The sequence below is a fragment of the Nocardioides aquaticus genome, assembly GCF_018459925.1.
GTDB lineage: Bacteria > Actinomycetota > Actinomycetes > Propionibacteriales > Nocardioidaceae > Nocardioides > Nocardioides aquaticus.
Map to the genome: position 1 here is coordinate 4,372,310 of NZ_CP075371.1, position 22,106 is coordinate 4,394,415.

The 22,106-nt window shown below is 75.0% G+C and carries 21 protein-coding genes; 8 read left to right on the top strand and 13 right to left on the bottom strand.

Annotated elements, in window-relative coordinates; genetic code table 11:
* Positions 1-32: 32 nt before the first annotated feature.
* Positions 33-1,196, bottom strand: coding sequence for a ferredoxin reductase (locus tag ENKNEFLB_RS21265; protein WP_214057169.1), 1,164 nt, complete (start codon positions 1,194-1,196; stop codon positions 33-35).
* Positions 1,197-1,290: 94 nt separating this feature from the next.
* On the opposite strand from ENKNEFLB_RS21265, the gene ENKNEFLB_RS21270 reads away from it, so the two are divergent.
* On the top strand, positions 1,291-2,469 hold the full coding sequence (locus ENKNEFLB_RS21270; protein ID WP_214057170.1) for a PucR family transcriptional regulator: 1,179 nt from the start codon (positions 1,291-1,293) through the stop codon (positions 2,467-2,469).
* 9 nt (positions 2,470-2,478) lie between these two features.
* Positions 2,479-3,462: an SGNH/GDSL hydrolase family protein gene (locus ENKNEFLB_RS21275; protein ID WP_214057171.1), complete on the top strand. Its 984-nt coding sequence runs from the start codon at positions 2,479-2,481 to the stop codon at positions 3,460-3,462.
* Between the two features lie 9 nt (positions 3,463-3,471).
* Here ENKNEFLB_RS21275 and ENKNEFLB_RS21280 read toward each other — a convergent pair whose 3' ends face one another.
* Both ENKNEFLB_RS21280 and ENKNEFLB_RS21285 read right to left on the bottom strand, forming a co-directional pair.
* A complete protein-coding gene (locus ENKNEFLB_RS21280; protein WP_214057172.1) occupies positions 3,472-5,079 on the bottom strand; it encodes a M4 family metallopeptidase in 1,608 nt (535 codons plus the stop codon).
* A gap of 121 nt (positions 5,080-5,200) precedes the next feature.
* Positions 5,201-6,733, bottom strand: a complete 1,533-nt coding sequence (locus tag ENKNEFLB_RS21285) for an amidohydrolase (protein ID WP_214057173.1) — start codon at positions 6,731-6,733, stop codon at positions 5,201-5,203.
* A gap of 76 nt (positions 6,734-6,809) precedes the next feature.
* Here ENKNEFLB_RS21285 and ENKNEFLB_RS21290 point away from each other — a divergent pair, with 76 nt between their 5' ends.
* Entirely contained in the window at positions 6,810-7,448 is a 639-nt protein-coding gene (locus ENKNEFLB_RS21290) for a hypothetical protein (protein WP_214057174.1), read from the top strand.
* 11 nt (positions 7,449-7,459) lie between these two features.
* On the opposite strand, the gene ENKNEFLB_RS21295 is transcribed toward ENKNEFLB_RS21290, so the two are convergent.
* The gene (locus ENKNEFLB_RS21295) at positions 7,460-8,935 is read right to left on the bottom strand and encodes a serine/threonine-protein kinase (RefSeq protein ID WP_246536056.1); all 1,476 of its coding nucleotides are present in this window, start codon (positions 8,933-8,935) and stop codon (positions 7,460-7,462) included.
* 150 nt (positions 8,936-9,085) lie between these two features.
* Here ENKNEFLB_RS21295 and ENKNEFLB_RS21300 point away from each other — a divergent pair, with 150 nt between their 5' ends.
* From ENKNEFLB_RS21300 to ENKNEFLB_RS21310, 3 genes are all read left to right on the top strand, one after another.
* Positions 9,086-9,688: an RNA polymerase sigma factor gene (locus tag ENKNEFLB_RS21300; protein ID WP_214057176.1), complete on the top strand. Its 603-nt coding sequence runs from the start codon at positions 9,086-9,088 to the stop codon at positions 9,686-9,688.
* Positions 9,685-11,127: a M1 family metallopeptidase gene (locus tag ENKNEFLB_RS21305; RefSeq protein ID WP_214057177.1), complete on the top strand. Its 1,443-nt coding sequence runs from the start codon at positions 9,685-9,687 to the stop codon at positions 11,125-11,127. Before ENKNEFLB_RS21300 ends, ENKNEFLB_RS21305 begins: the two co-directional genes overlap by 4 nt.
* A 64-nt stretch (positions 11,128-11,191) precedes the next feature.
* Complete coding sequence (locus ENKNEFLB_RS21310) at positions 11,192-11,572, top strand: hypothetical protein (protein ID WP_214057178.1); 381 nt, start codon at positions 11,192-11,194, stop codon at positions 11,570-11,572.
* A gap of 57 nt (positions 11,573-11,629) precedes the next feature.
* Here the strand turns inward: ENKNEFLB_RS21310 and ENKNEFLB_RS21315 are convergent, their stop codons facing one another.
* The 4 genes from ENKNEFLB_RS21315 to ENKNEFLB_RS21330 all read right to left on the bottom strand — a co-directional run bounded on the left by ENKNEFLB_RS21315 (position 11,630) and on the right by ENKNEFLB_RS21330 (position 13,936).
* Positions 11,630-12,094, bottom strand: a complete 465-nt coding sequence (locus ENKNEFLB_RS21315) for a hypothetical protein (protein WP_214057179.1) — start codon at positions 12,092-12,094, stop codon at positions 11,630-11,632.
* Positions 12,091-12,738: a TasA family protein gene (locus tag ENKNEFLB_RS21320; protein ID WP_214057180.1), complete on the bottom strand. Its 648-nt coding sequence runs from the start codon at positions 12,736-12,738 to the stop codon at positions 12,091-12,093. Before ENKNEFLB_RS21320 ends, ENKNEFLB_RS21315 begins: the two co-directional genes overlap by 4 nt.
* Positions 12,731-13,282: a signal peptidase I gene (locus ENKNEFLB_RS21325; protein WP_246535719.1), complete on the bottom strand. Its 552-nt coding sequence runs from the start codon at positions 13,280-13,282 to the stop codon at positions 12,731-12,733. Before ENKNEFLB_RS21325 ends, ENKNEFLB_RS21320 begins: the two co-directional genes overlap by 8 nt.
* A 66-nt stretch (positions 13,283-13,348) precedes the next feature.
* Complete coding sequence (locus ENKNEFLB_RS21330) at positions 13,349-13,936, bottom strand: alternate-type signal peptide domain-containing protein (protein ID WP_214057181.1); 588 nt, start codon at positions 13,934-13,936, stop codon at positions 13,349-13,351.
* A 180-nt stretch (positions 13,937-14,116) separates the two neighbouring features.
* Between ENKNEFLB_RS21330 and ENKNEFLB_RS21335 the strand changes: the two genes are divergently transcribed.
* Positions 14,117-15,100, top strand: coding sequence for an exonuclease/endonuclease/phosphatase family protein (locus ENKNEFLB_RS21335; RefSeq protein WP_214057182.1), 984 nt, complete (start codon positions 14,117-14,119; stop codon positions 15,098-15,100).
* Between the two features lie 51 nt (positions 15,101-15,151).
* On the opposite strand, the gene ENKNEFLB_RS21340 is transcribed toward ENKNEFLB_RS21335, so the two are convergent.
* The 3 genes from ENKNEFLB_RS21340 to pdhA are packed head-to-tail and all read right to left on the bottom strand — an operon-like array spanning position 15,152 to position 18,822.
* Positions 15,152-16,654, bottom strand: a complete 1,503-nt coding sequence (locus tag ENKNEFLB_RS21340) for a dihydrolipoamide acetyltransferase family protein (protein WP_214057183.1) — start codon at positions 16,652-16,654, stop codon at positions 15,152-15,154.
* A gap of 15 nt (positions 16,655-16,669) precedes the next feature.
* Positions 16,670-17,653, bottom strand: coding sequence for an alpha-ketoacid dehydrogenase subunit beta (locus ENKNEFLB_RS21345; protein WP_214057184.1), 984 nt, complete (start codon positions 17,651-17,653; stop codon positions 16,670-16,672).
* Complete coding sequence (gene pdhA, locus ENKNEFLB_RS21350; RefSeq protein ID WP_214057185.1) at positions 17,650-18,822, bottom strand: pyruvate dehydrogenase (acetyl-transferring) E1 component subunit alpha; 1,173 nt, start codon at positions 18,820-18,822, stop codon at positions 17,650-17,652. The genes ENKNEFLB_RS21345 and pdhA overlap by 4 nt, the downstream gene beginning before the upstream one ends.
* A 200-nt stretch (positions 18,823-19,022) precedes the next feature.
* On the opposite strand from pdhA, the gene ENKNEFLB_RS21355 reads away from it, so the two are divergent.
* Complete coding sequence (locus ENKNEFLB_RS21355) at positions 19,023-19,496, top strand: SRPBCC family protein (protein WP_214057186.1); 474 nt, start codon at positions 19,023-19,025, stop codon at positions 19,494-19,496.
* Positions 19,497-19,526: 30 nt separating this feature from the next.
* Here the strand turns inward: ENKNEFLB_RS21355 and ENKNEFLB_RS21360 are convergent, their stop codons facing one another.
* Both ENKNEFLB_RS21360 and malQ read right to left on the bottom strand, forming a co-directional pair.
* A complete protein-coding gene (locus ENKNEFLB_RS21360) occupies positions 19,527-19,946 on the bottom strand; it encodes a hypothetical protein (RefSeq protein ID WP_214057187.1) in 420 nt (139 codons plus the stop codon).
* Positions 19,943-22,045 carry a 4-alpha-glucanotransferase gene (malQ, locus tag ENKNEFLB_RS21365; RefSeq protein ID WP_246535720.1) on the bottom strand — a complete coding sequence of 701 codons (2,103 nt, stop codon included), beginning with the start codon at positions 22,043-22,045 and terminating at the stop codon, positions 19,943-19,945. The genes ENKNEFLB_RS21360 and malQ overlap by 4 nt, the downstream gene beginning before the upstream one ends.
* Positions 22,046-22,106: the final 61 nt, after the last annotated feature.

Here is a 22,106-nt window from a genome sequence, read left to right on the forward strand (position 1 = left end):
TCGGGTGGGTCAGGTCGGGGTGGGTCGGTAGGTCAGTGGTCGATCGAGCAGGCGCCGGCGGGCGCGTTGACGCAGGTCTGCACGAGCACGCCGCGCGGGTCGGTCTCGCCGGGGACGGCGGTGGTGATGGCGCCGTTGCGCAGGTCGCGCACCGACCCCTCACGCATCGGCAGGACGCAGCCCATGCAGATGCCCATCCGGCAGCCGCTGGGCATCAGCAGCCCCGCCGCCTCGGCGGCGTCGAGGATCGGTGTGGCGCCGTCGATCTCGACGTCGGTGGCCGAGGTGGAGAAGGTGACGGTGCCGCCCTCACCGGGCTCGACCCGCGAGGTGCGGAACTGCTCGACGAAGAGCTCGAGGCCGTGCTCCTGGTGGTGGGCGTCGAGGGCGTCGAGCATCCCGGAGGGCCCACAGGCGAACGTGCGACGCTCGGCCAGGTCGGGGACGTGGTCTCCGATCGTGCCCACGTCGAGCACGCCGTGCTCGTCGTCGTAGCGGGCGACCAGGCGGATCGCGCCGGCCGCGTCCAGCGCGACCAGGTCGTCGTGGAAGATCGAGTCGGGCTGGCTGGGCGCGACGTGCACGACCACGATGTCGCGGTCCGCGCCGCGCGGGGGCAGCAGCACGCCCTCGTCGGTGGACGGGAACAGGTTGCGCAGCATCCCGATCACCGGGGTGATCCCGGAGCCGGCGGTGACGAAGAGCAGCTTGCGCGACTCGGGCGGCAGCACGAACTCACCGGCGGCCTGCTCGAGGTGGACCAGGGTGCCCGGGCGGGCGCCGTGGACGAGGTGGGTGCTGACGTGGCCGTCGGGCACCGCCTTGACGGTGATCGAGACGTGGCCGTCGGCTCGAGGACCGTGGGTCAGCGAGTAGGCGCGCCAGTGGCGCACCCCGTCGACGTCGATGCCGATCCGGACGTACTGGCCGGGCACGTGCCCGGCCCAGTCGGCGCCGGGCTTGATCTCGATCGTCGCGGCGTCGCGGGTCTCGGGGTGGACGGCCACGATCCGGCCGCGCAGCGGGCCGCCGGCGCGCAGCGGGCTGAAGACGTCCAGCACGTCGTCGAGCTCCAACGGTGTCACCGCAGCCTCGGCCACGCGGCGCACGCGCGAGCCCACGGCGGCCCTCAGACCGGCCGCGCCGCGCCCTCGTCCCGAGGACGGGCCGATGCGCAGGGAGGAGAAGGAGCTCATGCCTCTAGTCTGCTCGACCCGCGGCACAACTTCCTGTGCCCAGGACGTGATTCGGGCAGTACTCTTTGTTCACTCGAGACGAAAAGGAGGATCCATGGCGACCGTCGGTCCACGGGAGCGGGTGAGTCAGGGCGTGCTGCTGCCGGCGGAGTCCGCCGAGGCGATCCGGGCGCACCTGCCGAGCGTCGCCGACGACGTCGTCGCCGCCATCATCGCCGAGATCCCCGGTTACGAGGACGACCTCGGCGGACGGATGGGCAGCACCATCCGTACGGCGGTGCAGATGGCGCTCGGCGGGTTCCTGTCCCTGGCCTCGGGACGGCGTGGCAGCGACCCCCGCACCCCGACCGCGCCGGCGGTCGAGGGGGCGTACGCCCTGGGCCGCGGGGAGGCCCGGAGCGGCCGCAGCACCGCGGCGCTGCTCTCGGCGTACCGGATCGGGGCGCGGGTCTCCTGGCGCGAGATGTCCGGCGTCGCGGTGGCCAGCGGGCTGGACGCCGCCCAGACGGCCTCCTTCGCCGAGCTGGTCTTCGCCTACATCGACGAGCTCTCGGCCAGCAGCGTCGCCGGCCACGACGACGAGCTCGCCACCGCCGGCCGGGCGCGCGAGCAGCTGCGGGAGCGGCTGGCGCGCCACCTGCTCGACGAGGCCCCCGCCGAGACCGTCACGCTGGCCGCCGAGGAGGCCGGCTGGGCGCCGCCGAGCACGCTGACCGCGCTGGTGGTCCCGTCGCCCCAGGTACGCCCGGTCCTCTCCGCCCTGCCCCCCGGCACCCTGGCGGTGACCGACGTCGCCGGCCTCGACGACGCGGCCGTGCTGCTGGTGCCCGACTGCCACGGCTCGGCCCGGTCCACCACCCTGGGCCGGGTCGCGGACCGCGGCGTCGTCGCCGGCCCCGCCCGCCCCTGGACCGACGTGCGACGCTCGGTCGACCGCGCCCGCCGGGCGCACGCCCTGGGCCTGGGCGGGGACACCGAGGAGCACCTCGAGCAGCTGGTGCTCACCGCCGACCCCGAGGCGCTGGCCGACCTCCGGGCCCGCGCCCTGGCCCCCCTGGCCGACCTCAAGCCGGCAGCGGTGGAGAAGCTGACCGCGACCCTGCGGTCCTGGCTGCTCCACCAGGGCCGCCGCGAGGACGTCGCCGCCGACCTCTTCGTGCACCCGCAGACCGTCCGCTACCGCCTGCAGCAGCTGCGCGAGCTCTACGGCGAGGACCTCGAGGACCCCGCCACGGTGCTGCGTCTCGTGATCGCCCTGGGAGCGCTCCCGTAGGTTGGCGGCATGCCGAAGCTCCCCCGTCCGGCAGGACGTTCCCCCCTGCCCGGGCTCGTGGCCGGTGTCGCCGCCCTGACGCTGCTGCTGGGCGCCTGCTCCGGCGGCGCCGGGAGCGACACCGCCGGCGCCGCCGACCCGTCCTCCGCCGCCACGCCGTCGTCGCCCTCGTCGGAGGGCTCCCCGGACGCCCCGACGACGTCCGCCCCGACGACGGCCGCCCCCAACGGGGAGCAGTACGTCGCGCTCGGTGACTCCTACACCGCCGCCCCCCTCGTGCCGTCCACGGACACCGCCGACGGCTGCCTGCGCTCGGACGGCAACTACCCCCACCTCCTCGCCGCCGAGCTGGGCTACGAGCTCACCGACGTGAGCTGCGTGGGCGCCACGACGAGCTCGATGATCGGGGTGCAGCAGACCGGGTCCGGCGCGCAGCCGGCCCAGTTCGAGGCGCTCGGCCGCGGGACCGACCTGGTCACGGTCGGCATCGGCGGCAACGACGTCGAGCTGTTCACCACCCTGTTCCAGCAGTGCCTGCCACTGGCGGCCCAGGACCCCGACGGGGCGCCGTGCACCGAGCAGCTGAAGGGCGGGCCGGACGACCTGCTCCCCGCCGTGGCCCGCGTGGACGGGCTGGTCGAGGCCATCGTCACCGGGATCCGCCAGCGCGCGCCGAAGGCCGAGATCGTGGTCGTCGACTACCCGCAGCTGCTGCCCGCCGAGGGCACCTGCGAGGCCGGCGCCCTCGCCGCCGGCGACTACCCGTACGTCCGCGAGGTCAACGCCGCGCTGTCGCGCGCGGTGATGGCCGGCGCCCGGGCGGCCGACGCCGAGGTGATCGACGTGCTCGGGATGAGCCGGGGCCACGACGTCTGCTCGGAGGACCCCTGGGTCAACGGCATCCAGACCGACCCGGAGCGCGCCCTGGCCTTCCACCCGTTCGCCGTCGAGCAGGAGGCCGTGGCCGCCGCGATCGCCGACCTGGTCGGATGACCCGCCGGGTCAGCCCACCCGGACCGCCGACCACGCCGACCTGACGGCGACGACCGGCACCGACCCGGGGCCGTACAGGTCCTTGGCGGCCTGGACGGTGGCGCCGCGCGCGGCACGGTAGTCGGTGCGCGGGGTCATGTAGATCGTCAGCGCGCGGTACCAGATCGCCGTCGCCTGCTCCCGCCCGATCCCGCTCACCGCGGAGCCGTCGCAGGTCGGGCTGTCGTGCGCGATCCCGTTGATCTCCTTCGCGCCGCTGCCCTCGGCCAGCAGGTAGAAGAAGTGGTTCGCCGGGCCCGAGGAGTAGTGGACGTCGACCCTCGCGACCCTCCGGGAGTAGCAGGACAGGCTCAGCCCGTCGGCGTGCGGGTCGTCCATCCGCCGGATGTAGCGGGTGGCGGGGTCGTAGCGCGTGAAGACCTCGCCGCCCAGCACGTAGTCGCCGGGGTCGGTGGCGCTGTCGGCCGAGAACTCCACCATCGTGCCGAGGATGTCGCTGGTGGCCTCGTTGAGCCCGCCGGGCTCGCCGCGGTAGACCAGGCCGGCGGTCGCGCTCGTGACGCCGTGGGTCATCTCGTGGCCGACGATGTCGTACGAGGTCAGCGGGCCCAGCCCGCCCCGGCCGTCGCCGTAGGTCATGCAGAAGCAGTAGTCGTCCCAGAAGGCGTTGGCGAACCGGCCCGCGTGGACCAGGGAGCTGGCGCCGACGCCGTCGTCGCCGATGCCGATCCGGCCGAAGCCGTCCTCGTAGAAGTCCCAGGTGGCCGCGGCGCCGTGGTGGGCGTCCACGGCGGTGGTCTGCGGGTCCGCCAGCGTGCCGTCGCCCCAGAGGTTGTCGGTGTCCGTCACGAGCGGGTTGACGCCCCGGCGGCCCAGGGAGGCGTCGTAGGTGCGGCCGGCACCCCGGGTCGGGTCGACCATGGAGTAGACGCCCTGCGAGCCCAGGGTGGACTCGACCGGGACGGTGCCGACGTAGTGCCCCTGGCCGGTGCCGGTCTCGGCCAGCACCGAGGGCCACCGGTCGAGGACCCCGCCGGACCCGCGTGCCGCGACGAAGACCAGCTCGCCCACCGGCGACCCGTCGGCGCGCGCCCCGCGCACCTCGACCCGCCAGGCCAGGCGGGGCGGGTCGCCGACGGCGAGCACGACGAGGTCCCGGCGCGCGGACTCGTCCTGCAGGTCGAGCCGGGCCCGGGCCGTACGGACCGCGCTCGCTGCCGTCACGGTCGGCCTGGTCGCGACCCGGAGGCGGGTGGTCGGGCCGGTCAGCGAGTCGCCGTCCGCCCCGCCCTGGTGGACGACCACGTCGCCGCCGACCACCTCCAGCCCCGCGTGGGTCCGCTGGAAACGTACGTGGCTGCGGCCCTGCGCCTCGAGCACCGTGTCGACGGCCACCAGCGCGTCCCGCGCGCCGAGTCCTGCCAGGCCCCGCGCGGCGCGCCGGGCGGTGTCGCGGGCGGCGCCGGCCCGGGCACCGTCCTCGGGCGCGACACCGGGTGAGCGCGGCACGGCGGCCGCGGGGAGGGCTGCCGGCGCGGCCTGCGCGGGCGCGACGAGCGCGGCGGCGAGGCCGGAGGCGCACAGCAGCGCCACGGCGACGAGGGGCGGACGGTTCACGGTGCCTCCTGGGACGGGCACCGGGGTGCCGGCGCCCGCTCAACCTAGGACGGCCCGCCGGCCACCACGAGGGCCCGTCGGCCGCCCGTCCGGAGGACCTCCGACCCTGCCGGTCCCAGGCTCAGAGCGCGCGGTGGGTGACCCGCCCGTCGACCACGGTCAGCGCGACGCTCGTGCCCCGCAGGTGCCCGTTCGAGGCCGCGGAGTCCGGCTCGAACTCCAGCGGGTCGGCGTCGAGCAGGGCGAGGTCGCCGCGGGAGCCGACGGCCACGGTGCCCTGGCCGTCGGTGCTGGCGGCCAGCGCCTCCAGCGTGGTCAGGGCCTGCTCGGGGTGCCACGGCTCACGCAGGTCGGCCGAGCGGTGCACGGCCGCGCCCATCGCCAGCCAGGGGTCAAGCGGCGAGACGGGGGCGTCCGAGCCGAGGACGAGGCGGGCGCCGGCGTCGAGCATCCACCGGAAGGCGAAGCAGCGCTCGGCCTGGCCCGGCCAGACCAGCTCGGTCAGGTCGCGGTCGTCGAGGAGGTGCGCCGGCTGGACGCTCGCGCGCAGCCCCAGCCGGGCGATCCGGCTCACGTCGTCGCGCAGGACCAGCTGAGCGTGCTCGATCGAGCCGCGCGCGCGGCTGATCTCGTAGGCGTCCAGCGCCCCGGTGACCGCGGCGTCGCCGATGGCGTGGGTGGAGACCTCCAGCCCGTGGTCCCGGGCCCGGGTCAGCAGCGCGACCAGCTCGGCGCCGCTCTGGTTGGGGGCGCCGTGGGCGTGCTGCACCCGCTCCGCGTCGGCGTACGGCTCGCAGCACCACGCCGTCCGCGTGTTCAGGGAGCCGTCGCTGATGATCTTCAGCGGCCCCATCGTCAGCAGCGGGTCGCGGCCCAGCGGGTCGCCGGTGCGCAGCCCGGCGCCGATCACGGCGTCCAGGCCGTCGGCGTAGGTCGCCATCCGGACCCGGAGCAGGTCGCACCCGGCCTCCCAGCGCGCGCACCACTCCTCCGCGCCGCCGGAGAACTCGAAGTCGACGACCCCGACCACGCCCAGCGAGGCGGCGGCCTCGAGCGAGCGCCGGTACGCCGCCGGGGAGGTGCCCTCGCTGCCGACCAGCTCGTCGAGGCGGGCGTACGCCGGGAACCAGTCGTTCTCGGCGACCACGCCGTCGCGCCACTCGATGCCCAGGGCCCGCATCCCGGCCGAGCTGACCCACGCGTGGTGGGCGTCGCCCGCGATCAGCACCACCACGCGGTCGCCGACCACCTCGTCGAGCTCGACGGTGCTGGCGCGGCGGTACCAGCCGCCCGGGCGGTGCCCGAAGCCGACGACCGGGGCGTCGCCGTCGTCCTCACCGAGGACGTCGGCCAGCAGCCGCAGGCAGTCCTCGGGCGAGCGGGCCTCGGAGAGGTCGAGCCGCTCCCGGTTCAGCGTCCACTGGCCGAGGTGGGTGTGCTGGTCCCACAGCCCCGGCATCAGCCAGCGGCCCTCGGCAGCCACCTCCTCGACCCCGTCGGGGCGGCGCAGGCGCGGGCCCACCTCGGTGACGCGTCCGTCCTCGACGAGCACGTCGACGGGTCCCCCGCCGGCGGGACCCGGGGCGGCGGGCGCGGCGGCGGGTGCGGGCTCGAGCGGCACCAGGTGGGCGTCGCGGATCAGCAGGCTGGGCACGGGCGCCAACGTAGGAGACGGACGGTCGTCACACGGCACCGGGCCAGGGAGCGGACGGGACGCTACCGTGACGCCCGTGCGGGGTCGTGTCGTCGGGTTGGTGGTCGTGCCGGCCCTCCTGGGGCTCGGCGGGGGCTGGGTCCTGGCCGGCCTGGACGCCCGGTCCGACGCCGCCGCCGGGCCCGCGAGCCCCCTGGCGGCGAGCTCGCCGTCGGTCCCGGTGACGACCGAGGAGCCGTACGCCGCCGACGGCGGGCCGCCGGCGCTGGCCGTCGACCTCGACTACCGCGACCGACGACTGGGCACGCGCCCTTTCGGCTGGACCTACGAGGCGCCGGCCGGCTGGGTCGCCACCGACATCGGGGCCGGTGAGACCAAGCTGGTGCCGCCCGACGGCGTCGAGAACGGCTACGGGATGCGGGTCAAGCTGGTCAGCGAGCGGGTGGCCCCGGCCCAGATGGTCGAGCAGAAGCTCGCCGCCCTCGAGGCCGGCTACCCCGACGTGACCGTCCGCGGCAGCTCGCCGGACACCCTCGCGGTCAGCTACCGGTCGCTGCCGGAGAACTGGCGGCGCTTCAACACCTTCCGCTGGTTCACCCGTCCCAGCTCGACCGAGGCCGTGGTCGAGGTGTCGGTCTTCGGGCGCGAGCGCGACCTGCCCGGCCTCGACGACCTGCTCGACCAGGTCGCGGCCAGCCTGCGGCCGGTGGGCTGAGGGCGGCCCGGCTACAGACCGACGGTCTCCACGCTGTCCAGCACCCGCATCGCGGTGGCCTGGTCGGCGCTGCGGACCTGCACCCACAGCAGCTCCCCGGTCGTCACCTGCACGACCCGCTCGACGCGCACCCCGCCGGGGCAGCCGGTCGAGACGACCGTGGTCGCCGCGCCGTCCTCGAGGGTGTCGGAGTACGGCGCGCGCCCGGTCTCGCACTCCGGGTGCTGCGGGAGCGGGTCGGGCAGCTCCGTGCCGGGAAGCAGCGCCACGAACACGCCCTCGCCGGAGTCCTGCCAGCCCTCGCCCGTCCCGGCGGTGAGCGCGGGGTAGTCGCCGCTCGCGTCCGCCACGGGCGGCTCCCAGCCGTCGTCCACCACGGAGGCCCGCCAGGCTGCGGGGACGGTGACGGACAACGAGCCGGTGGCGTCGGCGACCCCGACCTCCTCGGGTGCCAGCGCGTCGTGGAGGCCCCAGCCCCCGACCAGGCCGCCCACCAGCGCCGCCAGGGCGGCGGCGACCACGACCGGCGACCGGCGCCGCGACCAGCCGGCCGGCGCGGCCGACGCGCTCACGGCGGGGTCGGTCCGTCCGGTCGCGCCGACCAGGGACGGTCGCGCCGCGGGCACGGTCAGCGAGGGGTCGACCGGGAGCCGGCCTGCGGCGTCCTCGGGTCGCAGCGCCGGGGCGAGGGCCTCGGCGAGGGCCGCCACGTAGGACGGGACGTCGGCGTACCGCTCCTCCCGGTCCGGGCTCAGGGCCCGCCGGACCACCCCGTCGGCCGCCGGCGGCAGGCTCCGGCCGGTCCAGCCCAGCGCCGGCACGGGCGCGGGGTCGGCGGCCGCCCCGAGGCTCTCGTGGTCGAAGGGCGGGCGCCCCGAGAGCAGCAGGTGGGTGACGACGGCCAGGGAGTACTGGTCGGCGCGGGCGTCCGGCCGCTCCCCGCCACGGGCCTGCTCCGGCGCGACGTACGACGGGGAGCCGGCGACCATGGTCAGCCGGGACGAGGCGTCCACGGCCCGGCCCAGGCCGAGGTCGCCGACCATCGCCCGCAGCCGGCCGTCGACGGCGCGGAACAGCACGTTGGCCGGCTTGACGTCGCGGTGCACGATGCCGCGTGCGTGCAGGGCGGCGAGGCCCTCGCCGACCTCCCGGACCACCTGCAGCGCGGCGTCCGGACCGAGCCCGCCGAGGTCGACCCGGTCGGCCAACGTGCCCTGGTCGGCGTAGGACATCACCAGGTACGGCCGGCCGTCCTCCAGCTCGCCGGCGTCGTAGACGGTCACGACGTGCGGCGACTCGACCCGGCGCAGGTATCGGCCCTCCTCGACGAAGCGGGTGCGCACCTGCGGGTCGGAGGCCCAGTTGTCGGCCAGCACCTTGACCGCCACCGGGCTGTCCAGCTGCTCGTCGTAGGCCAGCCACACGGTGGCGAACCCGCCGGCGCCGATCCGGCGGCGTACGGCGTAGCGACCGAGGCGGGAGGGCATGGTCACCTGCGCATCATGGGGTGCGCACGCCCAGGCGGCAACCGTTCGGGCCGTGGCTGCGTCCCACCAGCACAGGCCCCGCCCGCGGGGCGGACAGGCATGATGGTGCGACCGGACAGGCCAGGCCCGATGACCACGAGGACCCCCCAGATGACCCCCGACCCCTGCGAGCCCGACGGGACCCGTGAGAGCGACGGGACCCGCGAGCCGGACCGGGTCGACGCGCTGGCCCGGGCCGCGGCGGCCGGCGACCCCGTCGCCCTCGAGGACCTGCTCGGCGTCGTCCGGCCCCGGATCCTCGCGGTCTGCCGCGGGGTCCTCCCGCACGGCCCCGACGCCGAGGACGCCTGCCAGGAGGCGATGCTCTCGGTCGCGACCAAGGTCGGGTCGTGGCACGGACGCGGACGGTTCACGACGTGGCTGCACGTCGTGGCTCTCAACAGCGCCCGGAGCACGTACCGCCGCCTCAAGCGCCAGGCGGTGGCCGTCGACCCCGCCGAGGGCGGCCGCCTCGAGCGACCCGACCCGCGCACCACCAGCGTCATCGCCGGCACCCGGCTGGACCTGCTCGAGGCGATGGAGGCCATCGGGGCCGGGCACCCGCAGGTCGTCGAGCCGCTGGTCCTGCGTGACGTCTACGGCCTGACCTACGCCGAGATCGCGGAGGCCCTCGGGCTCCCGCTGGGCACGGTCAAGGCCCAGGTGCACCACGGCCGCCGGCTCGCCCGGCCGCTGCTGCAGGCGGACCTGTGAGGCGCACGGCCCCGGCCGCCCTCCTGGCGGCACTGGCGCTGGCGGCACCGACGCTGGCGGCGTGCTCGTCGGAGCCGGCCGCGCAGCCGGGAGCGGCCGCCGCCGAGGACCCGTACGCCGCCGCGGTCAGCGACCCGCGGGAGGACTCGCTGTACCCCGACGTCGGGGACCCGGGCGTCGACGCGCTGCACTACGACCTGGACCTCGCCTGGGACCCGGACGCCCGCGAGCTCGCCGCGACCGAGGTCCTCACCTTCCGCGCGACCACCACCGCGGAGTCCTTCCGCCTCGACCTCGGCGAGCCGCTCGAGGTCACCGCCGCCACCCTGGACGGGGAGCCGGTCGACGTCGCCCGGGAGGGCAAGGACCTGGTCGTCGGCGCCCCGGTCGAGGCCGACGCGCGCCACGAGCTGGCCCTGGACTACGCCGGCACGCCTCAGCCGGTCCCGGCCCCGAGCGCCCGCGACGACATCGCCACCACCGGGTGGCACACCACGCCGACCGGGGAGACCTGGACGATGCAGGAGCCCTACGGCGCCTACAGCTGGTACGCCGTCAACGACCACCCCTCCGACAAGGCGTTCTACGACGTGGCCGTCGAGGTGCCCTCGCCGTGGGTCGGCGTCTCGAACGGCGAGCTGGTCTCCCGCACGGAGGAGGCCGGCACGACCCGGACGCAGTGGCACCTCGAGGAGCCCGCCGCGTCGTACCTCGTCACGGTGGCGACCGGCGAGCTGGAGGTGACCGAGGAGGTCTCCGCCGGCGGCACCCCGATCAGCTACTGGACCCCGCCGGACCTGGCACCGCGCCGACTGGCGAACCTGCGGGTCGCACCGGACGCGCTGACCTGGCTGGAGGAGCGGCTGGGGCCGTACCCGTTCTCCACCCTCGGGTTCGTGGTGGTCGACGGCGACAGCGGCATGGAGACCCAGACCATGGTCACGCTGGGGAACGACGCCTACACGACCTCGGAGCCGGTGGTGGTGCACGAGATCGCGCACCACTGGTACGGCAACCAGGTCGGGCCCGCCGACTGGAGCGAGGTGTGGATGAACGAGGGCATGACGATGTACCTCCAGCTGGCCTGGGAGGCCGAGCACGGCGGCCGCCCGCTCCAGGAGGAGATGGACGAGATCGCCGCCGGCGACGCCGCCAGCCGGGCGTACGCCGGCCCGCCCGCCTCCTTCGACCCGGCCGCGTTCGGCGACGGGAACATCTACTACCTGCCCGCGCTGATGTGGCACGAGCTGCGGGCCGACCTCGGCGAGGACGCCTTCTGGTCCATGGTGCGGGCCTGGCCGGCCGCGCGGGACGACGTCGCCACCGACCGCGAGGACTACTGGGCCTGGCTGGAGGAGGAGACCGGCACCGAGCTGACCGGGTTCCTCGAGGCGTGGCTCCTCGGCGAGCGGACGCCGCCGGTCGACGCCGCCGGGTAGCGCGGTCCACAGGCGCGGGCCGGACCCTTCCGTCGGGTGGGAGGGCGTGGGTAGCGTGCGCGCCATGAGGCGCCCGCCCCACGAGAACGTCGCCACCGTGCTGGTCGACCCCGCGGTGCTGCGCGACCTCGAGCTGGAGCTGATGGCCCTCGACCTGTGGGTGTGGCCGGTCGCGACCGCCCCGATCGCCGACGACGGCCCCCGGATGGCCTTCCAGGTGCGCCGCCGGATGCTGATGGCCCGGCGCGGGGCGTGGGACCTCGCCGCGGACTGGACCCCGGTCTGGATCGCCTTCGGCGACTCCTGGCACACCGGCGACGAGCCGCTGCCGTGGTCGGCGCACGCCGCGCTCTGGGACGCGCTGTCCCACCACGCCGCGCACGTGCGCTACCGGCTCGGGCTGGGCGGGGTGCCGCGGCTGACGGTGCAGCGCGAGGCCGGCTGACGGCGCGTCGACGGGTGATCTGCACCCACCTGGTGCACGCAGACCACCCACCGACCGTCAGGGGCGGCACCCGATGTCGGACAGGATGGTCAACCGGCTGGCCCGCACCGTGCGGGCCGCCGTGGCGGACCACGTCGCCGTGTTCGGGACCCGCGCGGTCACCTGGACCGCGTAGTCGCGGCTGCCGAGCAGACCGGGTGCGTAGGTCGTGGAGCTGAGGGTGATGGACGGCGTCGCGGTGCTCGCCCCGTTCACGACGACCGCGGTGCCGCCGACCGTGGCGGTGGGGGTGAGGTAGACCCCGCCGACCTGCTGCCCGGTCCAGCTGATGGTCACGGTGGACGCCGTCGACCCCGGCCCCGGCGAGCACGTGAGCGTGATCGGTCGGACGGCCAACGCCGTGGACACCGCCGAGACGCTGGAGGTCTTCGTCCAGCTCGCCCACGTCGACGCGGTCGGCGCGGACAGTGACACCGCGAGGGCGAGGGCCGCACCCAGGACGCCGACGTCCCGGAGCGTCACGGCGCCTGGCCCGCGACCAGCGACAGCGTCGGGCGGTAGGTCTTCCCCTGGACCGCGACGTCCGTGACGGTGCTGGGCAGCGCGACCTCGACGCAGAACGTGGTCGAGCCGGCGGGAGCCAGGGCAACGCCTGTCACCACCGGCGCCGCGGTCGCCCCGAGCTGTCCCCCGTTCGCTCCTCCGAAGACCTGGTCGGTGCCGGAGCACGTCTGCACCCGGGGGTAGACGAGGTCCTCCAGGGAGGCCGCCCCTCCCCGGAAGATCCTCACCCGCGCGGCATCCACCAGCTGGTTGCCGTTCGCGTCGTTCGCGGCGGCGGTGGCGGTGGCGGTCAGCGTGATCGGCACGGTGCCGGAGTTCTTGACGGTCAGGACGGAGGCGATGCTCTCCCCCGGGGCCATGTTCGTGAGCTGCAACGGGGTCCAGGTGGGGATGTTGTCGACGTCCCCGCTGCCACCGTTCACCTTGAGGTCGAGCGTGCCCGAGCTGATGGTGGCGCCCGTGACCGTCGCGGCGTCGTTCCACGCGGCGTACGTCCCGATGGTGGTCACGGACGCGAGCGCTGCCGTGGTGCTCAGCAGGACGAGCGGGCCGCGACCCAGCCGCCGTCTGCGGTGCTGGCGCTCGGCACGGTGGTCAGGCACGTGACTCCTCCTCGACTGCGGGACGGACGGCCGGGTGCGCCTTCTCCCGGCGTCGGTCGCGCCGGGCCTGCCACAGCAGCGCCGCGGCGTACGCGAAGAACCCGCCGGCGGCGGCGTAGACCAGCAGCTGGTGCTGGCCGGGGGTGAAGAGCACCCCGAGGCGACCCACCCACGGCAGCGAGTACCAGACCTCGCCGCGGACCTGCTCGGGCCGGACCGGTTCCGCGTCCGGCTCCTCGTTGGCGTCGCCCTGCAGCGTGTACGACCGCTGGCCCTCGCCGTCGTAGGAGATCCCGACGACCCGGTGGGTGACCACCGTCGGCTCGCCGCTCTCCAGCTGGTAGGTGACCGCGTCGCCGACGGTGATGTCGTCGCTCGGCCTGACCACCACCAACGACCCCGGGGGGTACGTCGGGGTCATCGACCCCGTCAGCACCGTGTACGGCGCCGCGCCGGCGACCCGCGGCACCAGCACCGCGCCCACCACGACGGCGAGCACCACGGCCGTCATCGCCCAGCTCAGGGCGTTGACCACCAGCGCCACCGGCCGACGCGAGGTCGACCGGCGGCGCCCGGAGGGGGCGGACGCACGGGCCACGGGAGGGGTCGCTCAGACCTGGCGGAGGGTGACCGTGAGGTCGGTCAGCACGGCGGTCAGCTCCGGACCGGGGTTGAACTCCTCCCCGGAGTTGCTGTCGTTGTCGACACCCGGCACGGTCTCGTTGCCGTCGAACGGGAGCTCCACGCGGTACTGCACCTCGATCTCGTCGCCGTCAGCGAGGTCGTCGGTGAGGGTGGCGTCACCCGCCGGCAGCGGCTCGAAGACGGGGTCGGTGGCCGGGGGGTTCACGGCGTACTGCGCCCCGAAGGTGAGCTCGTCGGCCAACGTGCTCTGCGTCAGGTCCGGCGCGTCGAAGGCCAGCGCGGTCTCCAGGTTGTCGCCGACCAGGTCGACGGTGAAGTCACAGCTGCGGGTCAGCACGTCGCCCGGCACGATCCGGAACGTCGCGAGGTCCCGGACGACGCCGTCGACCTCCCAGGCCTCGCAGTCCGTCGGGACCAGGTCGAGGGACCCCGAGGTGATGGTGCCGCCGGGAGACTCCTCCGGGTCCTGCCAGAAGGCGAGGGAGCCGAGACCGCCGACGAGGAGGCTGGCGCCGGCGACGGCCGCGACGGCGGCCTTCTTTGACTTGTGCATGGGGGGTTCCTCCGGGGGGTGAGGTGAGCAGACCGAAGAGCCTGCTATCTCACAGTGCGGCACCCCTCGGTCCTCCGTGGCGGAACCCCGCCAGGCTCTCGGCCGCGAGACCACCACGGCCGCGGTGCCGTCTGCGCTGTCCGCGCACGACCTCCCCGGCAGCACGACTAGCCTTCGCGCATGGTCTCCCGTCGTCTGCTCGGGACCGGGGTCCTGGTCCTGGTCGCGGCGCTCGCTGCGACGCTGCTCGCGGCCGTCCTGCACCTCACCGACGGCCGTGGCGGAGCAGCCGGACACGGCGGGACCCGGGACCGGGCCGCCGGTGGGCCGCCCCGCGCCGCCCCGCTGCCGGGGCGGGTCGTCGACGACCTGGGCGTGGTCTCCTTCAACGCCCGCCGCACCCTCACCCCCGACCAGGCCCGCCGGGACTGGGCACGACTCGCCGGCAGGCCCGGTGTCGACCTGGTCGGGTGGCAGGAGGCGGCGACCCCGATGTTCCGCGACCTCGCCTCGGAGTACCGGGCCCGCGGCTGGGGCACCTGGCAGGCACCCGGCACCGGCGCGGCCGCGCCGCTGGCGGTCACCTGGCGACGGGACACCTTCGCCTTCCTCGGTGCCCGGACCCGCATGATGCACCCCGGGGCCTCTGCCGCCGTCACCGCTGCCCCGTTCCCGTCCCGCTGGGTCGTCACCGTGCGGCTGCGCCACCGCGAGTCCGGGCGGACGGTGAGCCTGCTGAACACCCACGTCAACCAGACGATCGAGACCGGGCAGCGCTTCGAGCGCAACCTCAACGCCCGGCGCGCGAAGCGCCACTACCGGACGATGGCGCGGATGTGGTCCCGGACTCCCGGTGACGTCGTGCTCGGCACGGGCGACTACAACTTCGACCACGCCGACGACGCCGCGGCCCGGCCCGCAGGAGGGCTGTCCCGGGTGTTCGAGGGGAAGGCGGTCTCGTCCTACGACTCCCTCGGCCTCGACGGCGTCGTGCCGACCCGCAACACCCGGTGGATCGACTACGTCTGGCTGGCCGCCGACTCCGTGCGCCGCCGCACCGAGGACGGCTTCCGCGGCCCGGCCCAGCTCGCCGCGCACCGCACCCTGGACGGGTTCGAGTCCGACCACCGCCCGCTGCTGGTGCGGGTCCGGCTCTACGCCTGACCCGCACCGCCCAGGACAGCAGCGCCCAGGCAGCGCCCAGCCCGACGCCGCCTAGAACAGCAGCGCGGAGCCCGGGTCCTCGAGGATGCCGGCCACGTCGGCCAGGAAGCGCGAGCCCATCTGCCCGTCGACGTGACGGTGGTCGAAGGACAGCGCGAGCGTGGTGACCTGACGCGGCACGATCTCGTCGACGCCGTCGCGGGTGACCACCCACGGCTGCTTGCGGATCGCCCCGAAGCACAGGATCGCCGACTCGCCGGGGTTGATGATCGGCGTGCCCGCGTCGACGCCGAAGACGCCGACGTTGGTGATCGTGAAGGTCCCGCCGCTCATGTCGGCGGGGGTCGTACGCCCCTCCCGCGCCGTCGCGGTGAGCTCGCCGAGCGCCGCGGCGAGGTCGTGCAGCGACATCGCGTCGGCGTCCTTGACGTTGGGCACGACCAGCCCGCGGGGCGTGGCCGCGGCGATCCCGAGGTTCACGTAGTGGCGGACCACGACCTCCTGCGCCGCCTCGTCCCACCACGAGTTGATCTCGGGGGTGCGCCGCACGGCGAGGGTGACCGCGCGGGCCAGCACCAGCAGCGGGCCGACCTTGACGTCGCGCAACGAGCGGTGCCGCTGGAGGCGCTCGACCAGCTCCATGGTGGCGGTGACGTCGACGGTGACCCACTCCGTCACGTGCGGGGCGGAGAAGGCGGAGCCGACCATCGCGCCGGCCATCATCTTGCGCACCCCCTTCACCGGCTCGCGGGTCTCCCGGGCACCGGCGTGCGCCGCGGACGCGCCGGCGGCGGCAGCAGGCGCGGCAGCAGGCGCGGGGGCCTCGGCCGGGGCCGTCCCCCGCCCGGCGGCGGACTGGACGTCGTCGCGGGTCACCGTTCCGCCCGGACCGCTCGCGGTCAGCGCGGTCAGGTCCACCCCGAGGTCCTTGGCCAGCTTGCGCACCGGGGGCTTGGCCAGCACCCGGACCTCCTGGGGCGACGTGGCCCGGGCCGGGACCAGCGCCTCGGCCGTCTCCGGCTCGGGTCCGCGGGCGGAGGTGGCCGGCACGGCCGGCTCGTCGGACTCGACGACGTCGTCGGAGAGCGCACCCCCGGGGGCGAAGGCGCCCTGGAGCTGCATCTGGGTGTTGGCGCCCGCCTCGGACGACGGCGAGGCCGCGCCCTTGCGGCGCCGGCGCACCGGACCCCGGTCGGCCTTGTTGCGCCCGACCAGGCTCTCGCCCTCCCCGCCGCCGCTGGCGGCCGGGTTGGACAGGTCGATCTCCATCTCGGCGGTCGGGGCCGGCGGGGCGTCGGCCTCGGGCGCCGCGGCCTCGGCCGGGTCGACGATCCGGATGATCGGGGTGCCGACCTCCACCATCTGTCCCTCGTCGACCAGCAGCGCGACGACGGTGCCGGCGTACGGGGAGGGCAGCTCCACCAGGGACTTGGCGGTCTCGATCTCGACGACGACGTCGTTGATCTCGATCGTGTCGCCGACCTGGACGCGCCAGGTGACGATCTCGGCCTCGGTGAGCCCCTCGCCGGGGTCGGGCAGCTTGTACTCAGCCATGTCGGGTCTCCTGGCCTAGAACTCGAACGAGCGGTCGACGGCGTCCAGCACCCGGTCGAGGTCGGGGAGGTACTCCTCCTCGATCCGCGACGCCGGGTAGGGCGTGTCGAAGCCGCCGACGCGCAGCACCGGCGCCTCGAGGGAGTAGAAGCAGTGCTCGGTCACCCTCGCGGCGACCTCGGCGCCGATCCCGAGGTTGACGTGCGCCTCGTGGGTGATCACGGCGCGGCCCGTACGGCGCACGGAGTCCAGGACCGGGCCCATGTCGAGCGGCGAGAGGGTACGCAGGTCGATCACCTCGACCGAGCGGCCCTCGGTCGCGGCGGCCTCCGCCGCGGCCAGGGCGGTCTTCACCGTCGGGCCGTAGGCCAGCACGGTCAGGTCGGTGCCGGCGCGCACGACGCGGGAGGTGAACAGCGGGTCGGGCCGGGCGGTGTCGTCGAGGTCGGCCTTGTCGGCGTGGTACTGCCGCTTGGGCTCCAGGAAGATCACCGGGTCGTCGCTGGCGATGGCCTGCTGGATCATCCAGTAGCCGTCGACGGGGTTGGAGCAGGCCACGACCTTGAGGCCCGGGGTGTGCGCGAACTGCGCCTCGGGCGACTCGGAGTGGTGCTCGACCGCGCCGATGCCACCGCCGAAGGGGATCCGGATCACCATCGGCATCGGCGAGCGGCCCTTGGAGCGGTAGCTCATCTTCGCGACCTGGCAGACGATCTGGTCGTAGGCCGGGTAGACGAAGCCGTCGAACTGGATCTCGACGACCGGCCGGTAGCCGCGCAGGGCCATCCCCACGGCGGTGCCGACGATGCCGGACTCGGCCAGCGGGGAGTCGATGACGCGGTCCTCGCCGAAGTCCTTCTGCAGGCCGTCGGTGATCCGGAAGACGCCGCCGAGCTTGCCGACGTCCTCGCCCATGAGGAGGACCTTGGGGTCGTCCTCCATCGCCTTGCGCAGGCCCATGTTGAGGCCCTTGGCCAGGGTGATCCTGCTGGTGCTCATCGCGCGCCCTCGCTCTCGAAACCGGCGTGGTAGGCCGCGAAGCCCTCGCGCTGGACGCGCAGCTCCTCGGTCTCCTCGGCGTAGACGTGCTCGAACATCGCGCCCGGCTCCGGGTCCGGGAGCGCCTTGCAGCCCTCACGCAGGTGGTGGCCGAGCTCGTCGGCCTCCTTCTTCAGGTCGGCCAGGAACGTCTCGTCGACCAGGCCGTTGCGCTTGAGGTACACCTCGACCCGGGCGATCGGGTCCTTGAGCTTCCAGTGCTCGACGTCGTCGGAGAGCCGGTAGCGGGTCGGGTCGTCGGTCGTGGTGTGGGCGCCCATCCGGTAGGTGTAGGCCTCGACCAGGGTCGGGCCCTGGCCGTCGCGGGCGCGCTGGAGCGCCGCCTGCGTGACGGCGTACGTCGCGAGCACGTCGTTGCCGTCGACCCGGACGCCGGGGAAGCCGAAGCCGAGCGCGCGCTGGTAGAGCGGGATCCGGCTCTGCCGCTCGATCGGCTCCGAGATGGCCCACTGGTTGTTCTGGCAGAAGAACACCACGGGGGCGTTGTAGGAGGCGGCGAAGATGAAGGCCTCGTTCACGTCGCCCTGGGAGGACGCGCCGTCGCCGAAGTGCGCGACGACCGCCGCGTCGCGGTCGGGGTCGCCGGTGCCGACGACGCCGTCGCGCTGCATGCCCATCGCGTAGCCGGTGGCGTGCAGCGCCTGGGCGCCGATCACGATCGTGTAGAGCCCGAAGTGCTTCTCGGCGGGGTCCCAGGCGCCGTGGTCGACGCCGCGGAAGAGCCCGAGCAGGTCGAGCGGGTCGATCCCGCGGCACCAGGCGACGCCGTGCTCGCGGTAGGTCGGGAAGACGTGGTCCTGGGGGCGCAGGGCCCGCCCGGCGCCGATCTGCGCGGCCTCCTGGCCCAGCAGCTGGGCCCAGATGCCGAGCTCGCCGTGGCGCTGCAGCGCGGTGGCCTCGGTGTCGATCCGCCGGGTCAGCACCATGTCGCGGTAGAGGCCGCGCAGGTGGTCGGCGGAGAAGTCCAGGTCGAACTCCGGGTGGTGCACGCGCTCGCCCTCGGGCGTCAGCAGCTGCACCAGCTCGGGGCCGCCGTCGGTCTGCTGGGGCCCGAAGACCTCCACCAGGTCGGGCCCGAAGGACGGGTCGTGGGGTGGGGTCGGGCTCACGTCGGCTCCTCGCTCTCACCGGTGGACGGGGTCTCCGCCAGGCCGGTCCGGTCGCGGTGGGGCACGCGCCACGAGGGTGGGTGGCGCTGTGACCCCGACCACAGTCAGGTCGGGGCCAACGTACCGAACGCCTCGGTGCCGCCGCCAATCCCACCCCTGTCGGGGAGCGTCGCCGGGGACCGCCTCCCTACGGTGGGGCCATGAGCACCCCCAGCGTCTCCTCCTCCACCGTGATCGAGGCCTCCCCGGCCCGGGTCTTCGCGATCCTGGCCGACCCGCGCCAGCACCAGCGCATCGACGGGTCCGGGACGCTGCGCGGCTCGGTGGAGGGCCCGGACACGCTGACCCTCGGCTCGACGTTCGGGATGGGGATGAAGCAGGGCGCGGCGTACCGGACGAAGAACACCGTGGTGGAGTTCGAGCAGGACCGGCTGATCGCCTGGAAGCACTTCGCGCCGCACCGCTGGCGCTACGAGCTCGAGCCCGTCGCCGGGGGCACCAAGGTGACCGAGACGTGGGACCTGTCCAGGGTGCCGGGGCCGATCCGGCTCGGGCTCAAGGTCACCGGGTTCCCCACGAAGGCGCGCCGCGGCATCGAGGGCACCCTGGTCAAGCTCGCGCACGCCGCCGAGGCCGACGAGAAGAACGCGACGGCCCAGGACGGCAAGGCCTGAGCCGCGGGTCTCGGCCCAGAGAGTCTCGGCCTAGAGGGTCTCGGGCTGCTCCTCGGGCTCCTCGCCCCCCGGCAGCGTCCAGCCCTGCTGGTCGGCCACGAGGCGCACCTCGCGCACGAGGCGGGTGACGTCGCCCTCGAAGACCTCGAGGCGCTCGGCGAGGACGACGGCGTGGAACTCGTTGTCGTCGAAGCGGGCGATCACCACCGGGGTGCCGACCTCGCGGACCACCGGGCTCTCCTCGGGCGAGAGGTCGTCGCTGGTGTGCAGGCTGACCGGCACGCCCAGCTCCTCCGCGATCGCCTGCCACGCGTCCTGGTCGTCCGTCAGGTCGCAGAGCCCGCAGTGGTCGTCGGCCCCCTCGCCGGCCTCGGTGCCGCTGGGTGTCTGCTCGGCCTGCCCGCCGGCGGCGTGCTCGACGGCGATGAGCTCGAGGACCTGGGGCCTCACGGGGCGTCCTGCTGGGTGCTGATCACCCGCGCCAGGCTACGGGCCCGGGTCGAGGTCAGCACGTCCTCGAGCGAGATCGGTCGCTCGTCGGGGCCGGACAGCGGGACGCGCCAGTTGGCGTACTCGTCGCTCGTGCCGGGCTGGTTCTGCGTACGCCGGTCGCCGACCGCGTCGGTGAGCGCGACGTTGCGCAGCCGGCTGGGCGTCAGGGTCAGGTAGGCGTGCAGGGCCTCGACCACCTGCTCCACCCCGGCCCCCTCGGCCAGGCCGGTCTGGCGGCGCACCTCGGACAGCCAGGTCGCCCGCTCCGCCTCGTCGGCCGCGCGCTCCTCGGCAGCCGGACGCGTCAGCAGGTCGAGACGCTCGCGCAGGTCGACGTGGGACCCGGTGAGGTAGCCGGCGCTGGGCGGCAGGTCGTGGGTGGTGACCGAGGCCAGGCACAGCTCGCGCCACTCCTGGGCCGGCAGCGGGTCGCCGTCCTCGTCGCGCTCGAACCACAGGATCGAGGTGCCGAGCACGCCGCGCTCGAGCAGGTAGGCGCGGGCGGAGTCCTCGACGACGCCGAGGTCCTCCCCCACCACCACGGCACCGGCGCGCTGGGCCTCGAGGCAGAGCACGCCGATGATGGCGGCGTGGTCGTAGCGGACGTAGGTGCCGTCGGCCGGCGACCCGCCCTCCGGCACCCACCACAGCCGGAACAGCCCGATCACGTGGTCGATGCGGACCCCGCCGGCGTGGCGCAGCAGGGCGGCGACCATCTCGCGGAACGGCTCGTAGCCGGTGGCCTCGAGCCCGGTCGGGGTCCACGGCGGCTGGCCCCAGTCCTGGCCGCGCTGGTTGAAGGCGTCCGGCGGCGCGCCGACGCGCACGCCCTCGGCGTACGCCTCCCGCAGCCGCCAGGCGTCCGCGCCGCCGGGGTGCACGCCGACGGCGAGGTCGTGCATCGTCCCCAGCGCCATCCCGGCGCCGGTGGCCGCGCCCTGGGCGGTGGCCAGCTGCTCGTCGAGCACCCACTGGAGCCACACCTCGAAGGCGACCTCGTCGGCCAGCTCCTCGCGGGCTGCGGCGACGGCCGGGCCGTGCGCGTCCTGCAGGTCCGTGGGCCACTGCCGGAAGTCGGGGCCGTGCTCGGCGGCCAGCGCGCGCCAGGTGGCGAGCTCGGTCAGCGACGCCCCCTCCCGCGCGACGAACGCCTCGAGCGCGAGCCGCCGCCCGGGCGTCAGGCCGGCGTCGTGGACCACCCGGAGCGCCCGGCGCTTGGCGGTCCAGGAGGTGTCGCGGTCGATGGCGTCGAGGTCGTCCAGCGCGGTGTGGACGTCGGCGGCGAGCCCGTCGACCACCGCACGGTCCTCGGCGGGGAGGTCGGCGTACTCCGGGACCCGCTCGACGCGCAGGTAGAGCGGGTTCGGGAAGCGGCGGGTGGTGGGGAGGTACGGCGAGGGCTCCAGCGGGGCGACCGGCTCGGCCGCGTGCAGCGGGTTGACCAGCACGTAGTCGGCACCGAGGCCGGCCGACCACACCGCGAGGTCGGCCAGGTCGGCGAGGTCTCCCACGCCCCACGACTGCCGCGACCGGACGCTGTAGAGCTGGGTGGCGAACCCCCACCCGTGGCGCTCCCCCAGGCTCGGCGGGAGGCCGAGGACCGGCGGGGTGACGACGACCCGGCAGCGGGCGTCGCCGGTGACGAGCTCGTGGTAGCCGAGCGGGAGGTCGTCGGGCAGCCGGACGGACCGGCGTACGACGGCCGCGCCGTCCACCTCCCGCGTGCCCCCGGGCCGCGGGGTCGCGAGGTCGCGGCTGCTGCCGTCCTCGAGGTCGAGCCGTAGCGCGGGCGGCTCCTCGCCGTCGGGCGTGTGCAGGTCGACCGCCACGGCCTCCCCGGCGACGGTGACGACCGCCGGCGGCAGCACCCGCCGCCACGGCGCGGCCTCCTGCTCGACCAGCGCCGCCTCGGGATCCGCGACGTCGACCCCCATCGCGGTCAGGACGCGGACGATGGTGGTCTCGGGCACGTCCACGGGCTGGTCCTGCCAGTCCTCGTAGGCGGTGTCGACGCCGTAGACCGTGGCGAGCCGGGCGAGCGCGGGAGGCAGGGGCACCCGAAGATCGTAGGTGCGCGGACCGGGTGACCGCGCTCCCCGGTCGACGTGTCGTTTCCGT